Below are 7,907 nucleotides of genomic sequence, written 5' to 3' on the forward strand. Positions count from 1 at the left end.
ACACAGATCAGCGTTAGCGAGTCCAGCCCGCGCTTTTTGCGGGCGATTGTGGTTGGCCTTGTTATGGCTTTGACTAATTTGCAAGAAAGTTAAGCCTTTCATCTGTTTTTTTAGGCGAAACTTCTATTATTTCAGCCGTTACAACATTTTCAGATACAAAAGGGTCTGCGTTTACTATTTGCTCTAGTTCTTGGAGTGAAATATTGTGTGCTATTACCGAACCACCCTGTCCAGGTTCAATGCTGCCGACAAGCAAGAATATACCATCATCGAAGTTCTTCTTTATCCACGCATTATGTCCGTCCATATATTCTTTAGCGCTAGATTTATTATCTGAAAATTTTAGTAAAACGATAAACATAAATTCTTCCTATCTATCAATTGAGGTAACGCCTTTAAAACGGCACCGCGTTCTAGCGGCGTCCGGGCCAGCTTTGCTGGCATTATCGTTTTTGAACTTGTTATGCATACGAGTTTCGTAATACTGTTGACTTGACTATAAGGAACAAGCCAACCAACGCCTCAATGATTTCTACGACTATAAATGATATCTGTACATTGCTAAGTTCGCCTACCATGCTCGCGCCGACTAGCCTGAATGTAATAAATGAAAAGATAATGGTTACCGCAAGCATCGCGGAATAAACCCATGTTTTGCTGAAATAGGCGATTACGGAAATTGCCACTCCAATACCAATCATAAGACCGCAATAGATCAAGACAAACGCAATTTCTCCATCTTTACTCGTCGCGCTTAAACCAATTCGGCTGAGCTTAGCTTCAATATCTAAAAGTACAGTGAATCCTGAAACAAAGAAATAGACCGCCATAACACTGGTATAGATTTTTCCAAGAGTATCTAATTTCATATTACCGACTCTGATCAAGTCATGCAGAACGCCGCTATCAGCGGCAGACTAGTTGTTGATTGTTTTGTGCAACAATGGCGTAGCCATGTACAAAACGAGCGACGGCTAGGCTGTCTAAGCCATGTAGTGGCTGTGCTGTGTTGCATTGTTAGCCTCTATGCTACGAATAGATACCATATTGAAACCAATATCATAATGCCAAAACCAATTATGAATGCATACTCCCCAAACCCAAACTGGGTGGATTTATATGCTCGAAGAACCTGGGACAAGCTCTGTAACTCCCAATCAGAATATTCATACTTAATTCCTCTCGAGAACTCATCTCGAATACTTTCTAGTTCTTCGAACGTCTTACCCACTGAGATTAACTCTCCCGTTTCCGGGCTTTGAAAATCCCAGGGGAAATCAAGTATCCGAGATTTACATATATCGATTTCACTCACAGGTGAATAGTGACAAGATTCGCACTCATCCATATGATCGGACTTCCATTCATAGCATTTAATGCACAGGGCGCGTTTTTTCATGCGGCGTATAAGGCCTTTGTCATTTGCGTTTTGGTTGTAGTGGAGTTTTGAGGTAATGTGGCGTAGCCACCCCAAAACGGAGCGTAGACCAAAACGTCAAATGGACAAAATTGTTATGTTTTTGGTACACCACGTGCTCCCAACCAAGCCGCCCCATTACTTAATACTAGTGATTCCTTTTGCATTGGCAAAACTAAAATACAGCCCTCATCCTCGTATAGGAAATTGCTCCAGTTTTTAATAAAAACGCCCCAATTAGTCTTAACTCCAACTTCTTTCATCCAGAATATATATAGGGCGCTATCCGTAGGAATCCCAATACTTTCTAATCTATGCGTAAACTCTGAAAAATCATCTTCATTCCAGTCTTCTACCCAGTGGTACCAACACTTTTCCCCAGACACAATTTTTGCTGGCCACTCATCATCATACATTTGCATAAAGTGACGATTTACTTCACTAACATATTTATCCCACCGCTTAGCGCTAACGACGTCACTAAGAATTTCAATTAGAGCAAGATCATCGGAAGACATCTTTGGATCATCATGAAATACGCCCGGAATCTCCTTACCCATTCATCACCTCGTGAAACTGGTGTTCCCCACATAAAAGGCGAGCGCTTTTCGCGAGTCCAACCCACGTTTTTTGTGGGCGATTTTTAATGTGCTTGTTACAAGACATTGGTTATTGTCCAATCTTTGTATGTGACAACAAACGCTTTAGCCTCTACCAAGTTTTTTGGGTAGGGCACTGATTCATAGCTATTTTGGTCTAGACGATTTTTTTTGAAATAAAAAATCATGTTCGATAAGGAATGCTACTTTTTTCCATTGAGCATCGTCAGATTTCTTAGGTGCTTTGAAATGCCTGCCAAGATTGAATGTAGTGCCTTTACATATTGGGCACTCCATTTTCAATGGGTAGTCCGACGGGCTACCCTCGACGTGACGCTTATGAGCCGTTTTACATGAAAGACATGCGTATGACATCGAATATTCGGGGCCGGACACCTTCAATTTAGGTTCGCTAGTTCTCAAACCAGCATCCCAGCGAAGTGCCGTTTTTGTATCTCGGTCAGGAGTCATGTTTTGCCTTGTAACGCCCCATTAAGAGGCTTTTGATTGTTTGTTAAAATGTGAAGCGAAGCGGAACCTAACCAACTGTTAAAAGTCCTGCTTGAATGGCTTGTTACATTCAATTATCAATCAAAACTTCCAAAGCCTTCAACAACGTTATATCACCACCTTTTTCGTCAGTATCGGCACTTTTGATAAAAATAGTTGGCTCAAAGTCTTCTCTAAAGCGACCATCTATATGATACAAACGCTCAAAGCCTAGCGATAAAGTAGCATTACTTTCTGTAAGTTGAATTTGTTTTATACCACCTAATAAATCAGCCATAGGCGCACCTAAAATAGCTTTAGCCCCAAGTGCATCAAGTCCAATTGTCATGCCTTCGCCCATACTGCCTGTCCAGCGACCGGCTAATACAACAAAAGGTTTATCTATAAATGGCGCCTGAGGAAATACTGTCGCTTTTTCAAATGAAGCATCAGAATAATGCTGACCTGACTGTTGAGTTTTATAGAGTTGGTATGGCCTTTCTGTTTTAGTAAAGTGGCCAAGGATAGGCTCTGCTACGCCCGTATTCCCTCCACTAGGCGTATTTCGCAAATCAATAATTAGTCCTTTGGTTTGTTCCAGTATTTTTATAGCACTTCTAAATTCCGTTACACTATCATTGTCACCAAGTGCGTTATTAAAACGAATATAACCAATGCCGTTGATCTCCCTATGCGTAACTTTTGGCCCATGCTTAAATTTATTAATCCTATCGTAACTTGGATCTAAATTATAAGTTTTCACCTCATTATCCGTTGAAACAGTCAAAGTACGACTTTGGTATCGTTTACCGCCAAGAGCAATGTTAATAGCATAAGCTTGTTGCTCTTTTGACAAATTATCTGCTGACAATCCTGTTACTGCTTCAATAGTCCTTTGAAAGGCTAAACCATCAATGCTTTTAACAATCATCCCTGAACGAATACCTTGTTCATATGCTGAAGAGTTAGCTTTAACATCAACAATGTATATTTCTTCGCCTTTAATCTCAGCATAGATATCTGAGCCTGTTGGATAAACAATATAATCATCAGGATCTAGCGGACTAATATTCAAGTGAGGATCTTGAAAGTTTCGTAAAAACGACTGGCTTACATCGACAAACTCTTTAGGTGACTTTGTGGCTAGCGCTTTAACATAAAAAAGATCAGTCAAATTTTTAAAATCATGCTCAACTTTATCTAAGTAGGCATAATCAGATCGAAGAGTTGATACCATTTCATTCCAGGCCAGCTTAGAATCAAAAACATCATCATTTGAATAACTGGATGAAACAACCAGCAATAATAAAGCAGGTATTGAAGAAATCTTCATAGTTTCCCTTTCATGGTTTTGAATGATACGCCCTTAAAACGAGCGCGCGTTTTTTGCGCGTCCGAATGAACGAAGTGAATGTAAGTCTTTAAGCTTGTTAGGTTTTTCATAACACCTTTATGGTTGATAGAGAAGCGAGAGCACAGTAGAGACAAGAGTTACGAAAAATATTACTTTTAGCACTATATGTACGTTTTTCAGCTTTCCGGAAAATTGAAAAACTATAAGAGTTATCAACAAGATCAATTCAATAATTACATGTGGAATCATCAAAATCATTCCATAGGCCATTACCAACCCTTCTGCATTTTGCACATATGTTGCATACAAAATGAAAGGGATTAGAAGCTGGCTTAATATAGCCAGAACAATGATGATCGTGCCGGTTTTTGCCACCTCAGTAGTCATCAGGTAAACCTAACGCCTCAAACACCGGCGCAGCTTTGCCGCGTCCGCGTGCTTTGACTTGTTAGCCATTGAAACTGGGCTATCGTGCGCGAACATATCGGCAGACTTGTGCACCGGTGCTGGCTTTAACTGTTGATTTCAATTCGAAGGAGATCGCCTTACCATTCTCAGGGAAAATCGTTTTACCTCCGCCAAGAATGATTGGTTCAATTGTCAAAAGTAGCTCATCTACAAGATCGGCATCAAGTAACGACCTTACTAATGCCGCACTGCCATACACATAGATATAGCCTCCAGGCTTCGCGCGTAATTCGGATACCGTTTGCAAGAGATCAGCACCACGAACTATCGTGGTGGGATTCCAAATCGCGCCCTTTTCGGTAAGCGTATCAGATACGACGTATTTCTGGACACTATTGATCCAATCCGTGAATGGATCCCCGGAGCGACTAGGCCAAGCAGCGGCCGACACCTCATATGTACGGCGACCTTGCAAAAGAATATCACTCTGCGCAGCGAGTTCAGTATACGTACTGCCCATAACCTCTGGGTCGAAATACTTCATTGACCAACCGCCGTGCTCGAAGCCTCCGTCTGTGTCTTCGTCTACCCCACCTGGGGCTTGAACAACGCCGTCTAGACTAATGAATTCAGTGATTATTATTTTCATGTAACCTCCTAATTCTCCGTGACCATTGTTGTGATCTGATTATGGCTAACGCCTTTAAAACAGGAGCGCGAATAGCACGTCCGTGCCAACCGCGTTGGCATTTTCGTTTTTAGTCTTGTTAAGGAGTGACTTCAATAAGGAACCCATGATTCGCATCATCATAATTTTTCCACCAAGCCGAAATACTTAAGATATATACGCCAGGCTCTAATTTTTTCTTAATGCTTAGCCTTCGGCTTAACTTTAACTCTTGAATCTCGGAAATACCGCCCTGCCAATTATAACGCCCAGGGTATTCTTCTTTTGAATCAATCATTTCATTAGTTACTGGAATAAAAGTGTACTGAACTGCTCTGAGATTTTCTTGATTCGGCATTTTTAATCTGAAGACAGAATTACTTTTAACTTTAATCCTTTCTTGTGGCGATACTAAACCTGTATCAGCACAAAAATGACTGCCATCCTCAGGGTGCCAACAAAATGAACCAACAACAGACTTTTGCTCTGCCTTACCTACTCTTATACTGGAAGTTGGAACTTCATCAAAAAGACTTTTTCCATACGAGAGCGTAGAAACAAAAAGTGCAAGAAACAGAAATCTATACATGGGGTAGCTCCTTAACGCCGCGTTAAACGGCAGACAAAGTTGTGATGCTTTTGTGCAACAATTTGCGAAGCAAATGCACAAAAGCAGCGCAGCTTTGGCTGTCCAGCGAAGGGCCGAAGGCCCGGAGCGAGTTTGAACGCTTTGTTATGCTTTTGATTCGCCACCTTTAGGCCCCCAAAAAACAGCCCACATTTTTATACCAGAAAGTTCACCTATAAATTTGTGCTTTTGGCCCGCAGCAACAAAAATTGATGAGCCTTTTTTAAATGAGTGGGTAACACCATCTATTTCAATTTTGCCCGAACCTTCCATTACAAAATACAGCTCATCCTGATCGTGCGGTGTTTGATAATCTGTTCCCTCAGGTGCGAAATAAATTAGTGACATACTACCGTTTTGAAATGCTTCTATGTCCCACACGCCATCCTTCCATTTTTCTGTTGCGGGTAATGGAAGCTCCTTATCAAAAAGGTCGACATCAAAGATCATCTCTTGTTCCTTTCATGAGCATAACGCCGTGACAAGGGGCGCATTGAAAATGCGTCCCGCGGAGCCGCTTGCGGCGGAGTGAATTTTGGCGCCTTGTATGGTTGATTCCGACACATAAATATCCTTTCTCCATGTTCGTCTTACGGGTAAATTGAGACCCACCTTCGGTAACGGCCGAAGGCCATTGTTAGTAGCTCGATTTGCGACGGGTTTTAAAAACCGATAACAAGAAGGAGCGCTAGCAATCTCTCAAGTTTAACTTCGAATAGTCTTTTGGGATGTGGCCCTGGTGGCGTCGCGGTGCGCAGCACTCAAGCCCGTATAACAAGCAAGAGGTAGCTTAGCATGAACCAAACTGAAATCAATGTCGGTATCGACACTTCCAAAGACCGATTGGACATCGCCATCCGACCTGCTGGCGACTTTTTCTCAGTCGATAACAACCCGCATGGCATCAAAATCGCCATCGAACGCCTTGCGCTCGTTCAGCCCGATCGTATCCTGATTGAGGCGACGGGGCGACTCGAACTGCCCTTCGCCTGTGCCGCGTTCAAGGCTGGGTTGCCCATCGTCATCTGCAATGCATGGCATGTTCACAGCTTTGCTAAAGCCACCGGGCAACTTGCCAAGACCGACAAGCTCGATGCTTTCATCATCGCTCATTATGGCGAAGCGGTTAAACCTGCTTTAACGCAGTTGAACCCCGAAAAACTGCAACAAATCAGTGACTTAATCACACTGAGAACACAACTGCTAACCATCAGAACACAGCAAAAGAATCGCTTATCTCGCATGCCAAAACCGACACACGCGCCAATACGTCGTGTGCTGAAAGCCGTTCAGAAAGAGATTCAAACACTCGATAAGCAGCTCGACAAATTGATTCGCCAAGTACCTCAATGGCAACACGATGTGGATATCCTGATGAGCGCACACTCAGTTGGCAAGGTGCTCGCGTATACACTGCTGAGTGAACTGCCTGAGCTCGGATCATTAAGCCGGCGACAAGTCGCCGCCTTAGTCGGCGTCGCGCCGATCAATCACGACAGTGGTAAGCGCTCAGGTAAACGAAGCATTCGTGGTGGACGGCACAAGATCCGTTCAGTGTTGTTCGTCTCGGTGATGTCGGCCATCCAACATCACCCCACACTCAAACCGATGTATCAACGGTTAGTCGCGCAAGGCAAACCCAAGAAAGTGGCGCTCATCGCCTGCGCCAGAAAGCAGTTGATTACCCTGAACGCGATGATGAAAACGAGGACTTATTGGAACGAAAAAATGGCCTGAATACTTGACCTGGGATCATAGTCTCTTGTTATGTGTTGATCTCGTACTCGTTGATATCGAAGGATTCTACTAGCGAAAACGAATCATTATCTGGCCCTGAATTTCTGAATTCTTCTAATGGGGCGCGTGCAATCCATTTCTCGAAAATATTCACCCTGTTCTCGTCGATGGGATCTGGCGACACAGAAAAATCTTCACAGGCATCCAGCGATCTTGCTTGCGTCATAGCATCACGAGACTTTTCGATAAACTCACCTCGCGAGCCTGGCTTCAACCTTAGTTTCCCTGCAACGATTATTGCCACGCAATTACTCTCCTAGACACATAACGCCAATAACACGGGCGGCTGCACAGCAGACGTCCGAGCGCTATAAGCGCTTTGTGTTTATTCTTGTTATGTGACGATACCCTCATAGTCTTCGTCCACGTAGTAACTTACTGAAATTTCTTTTGCTACGGCACCATAAATAGAAAATTCATGGTAACCGTAATGTTCAGAAAATACCGCAGCCACACGACTCTCTTCGTCTATTACTAAGAATGGTAAGGCCTGAGTTTACCCGACACTTTTCATAGTAAATAATGTAACTTAACTATGAGAGGTAAAT

General features: G+C 42.9%; 9 protein-coding genes. 1 reads left to right on the plus strand and 8 read right to left on the minus strand.

What is annotated here, in order from left to right; genetic code table 11:
* Window positions 1-73: 73 nt before the first annotated feature.
* From IE055_RS14080 to IE055_RS14110, 7 genes are all read right to left on the minus strand, one after another.
* Window positions 74-361: a YciI family protein gene (locus IE055_RS14080; RefSeq protein WP_189402290.1), complete on the minus strand. Its 288-nt coding sequence runs from the start codon at window positions 359-361 to the stop codon at window positions 74-76.
* Window positions 362-461: 100 nt separating this feature from the next.
* Window positions 462-869 (minus strand): hypothetical protein, encoded by a 408-nt coding sequence (locus tag IE055_RS14085; RefSeq protein WP_189402292.1) that lies wholly within the window; start codon window positions 867-869, stop codon window positions 462-464.
* A 643-nt stretch (window positions 870-1,512) separates the two neighbouring features.
* On the minus strand, window positions 1,513-1,977 hold the full coding sequence (locus IE055_RS14090; RefSeq protein ID WP_189402294.1) for a DUF2947 family protein: 465 nt from the start codon (window positions 1,975-1,977) through the stop codon (window positions 1,513-1,515).
* 619 nt (window positions 1,978-2,596) lie between these two features.
* Window positions 2,597-3,838 carry a S41 family peptidase gene (locus IE055_RS14095; protein WP_189402296.1) on the minus strand — a complete coding sequence of 414 codons (1,242 nt, stop codon included), beginning with the start codon at window positions 3,836-3,838 and terminating at the stop codon, window positions 2,597-2,599.
* Between the two features lie 487 nt (window positions 3,839-4,325).
* Entirely contained in the window at window positions 4,326-4,916 is a 591-nt protein-coding gene (locus tag IE055_RS14100) for a dihydrofolate reductase family protein (RefSeq protein WP_189402298.1), read from the minus strand.
* 118 nt (window positions 4,917-5,034) lie between these two features.
* Window positions 5,035-5,523, minus strand: a complete 489-nt coding sequence (locus IE055_RS14105) for a hypothetical protein (protein ID WP_189402300.1) — start codon at window positions 5,521-5,523, stop codon at window positions 5,035-5,037.
* 144 nt (window positions 5,524-5,667) lie between these two features.
* Entirely contained in the window at window positions 5,668-6,012 is a 345-nt protein-coding gene (locus IE055_RS14110; RefSeq protein ID WP_189402302.1) for a cupin domain-containing protein, read from the minus strand.
* 345 nt (window positions 6,013-6,357) lie between these two features.
* Between IE055_RS14110 and IE055_RS14115 the strand changes: the two genes are divergently transcribed.
* On the plus strand, window positions 6,358-7,299 hold the full coding sequence (locus IE055_RS14115; protein ID WP_189402303.1) for an IS110 family RNA-guided transposase: 942 nt from the start codon (window positions 6,358-6,360) through the stop codon (window positions 7,297-7,299).
* Between the two features lie 28 nt (window positions 7,300-7,327).
* Here the strand turns inward: IE055_RS14115 and IE055_RS14120 are convergent, their stop codons facing one another.
* Window positions 7,328-7,603 (minus strand): putative quinol monooxygenase, encoded by a 276-nt coding sequence (locus IE055_RS14120; RefSeq protein WP_189402304.1) that lies wholly within the window; start codon window positions 7,601-7,603, stop codon window positions 7,328-7,330.
* Between the last annotated feature and the right edge of the window lie 304 nt (window positions 7,604-7,907).

This window comes from Arenicella chitinivorans (assembly GCF_014651515.1).
In the GTDB taxonomy this organism is placed as follows: Bacteria; Pseudomonadota; Gammaproteobacteria; order Arenicellales; family Arenicellaceae; genus Arenicella; species Arenicella chitinivorans.